Origin of the sequence: Enterobacter sp. KB-280D8 (assembly GCF_041399405.1) — a bacterium.
Classification (GTDB): domain Bacteria; phylum Pseudomonadota; class Gammaproteobacteria; order Enterobacterales; family Enterobacteriaceae; genus Enterobacter; species Enterobacter cloacae_N.
Genome location: NZ_JBGKEC010000031.1, coordinates 1 through 607, shown reverse-complemented (window position 1 = coordinate 607; position 607 = coordinate 1). Strand labels below are relative to the sequence as shown.

Below are 607 nucleotides of genomic sequence, written 5' to 3'. Positions count from 1 at the left end.
AAACGTTATTGAAGGGCGTTTTACCTATTCGGGCAGCACCACGAAAACCCGCTATACCACGGCGCTAGTGTCGTGGTCAGATCCCGGTAATGCCTACGCCGATGCGATGGAGCTGGTATTTGAGCAGGCGCTGGTTGCGCGGTACGGTTTTAACCAACTGGAAATGACCGCCATCGGCTGCACCAGACAGTCAGAGGCTAACCGAAAGGGGCGCTGGGGTATTCTCACCAACAACAAGGATCGCGTTGTTTCGTTTGATGTTGGGCTGGACGGAAACATTCCGCAGCCGGGGTACATCATAGCCGTTGCAGACGAGCTGCTTTCCGGAAAGGTTATGGGCGGCCGCATCAGCGCCGTTAACGGTCGCGTTATCAAACTTGACCGCGTGGCAGATGCGGCAGCAGGTGATCGCCTTATTCTCAACCTACCTTCCGGAGCGTCGCAGAGCAGGACCATTCAGGCCGTGAACGGTGAATCAGTCACAGTCACCACGGCATACAGTGAGACGCCACAGGCCGAAGCTGTTTGGGTGGTGGAATCTGACGAACTTTACGCTCAGCAGTATCGCGTTGTTAGCGTAAGCGATAACGATAATGGCACCTTCTCG

The 607-nt window shown here is 55.4% G+C and carries 1 protein-coding gene; it reads left to right on the top strand.

Features of this window, described 5'->3' with window-relative positions; translation table 11 throughout:
• Positions 1-607 (top strand): phage tail protein (locus tag AB8818_RS22875; protein ID WP_371200038.1); only part of this gene is annotated, 607 nt, incomplete at both ends.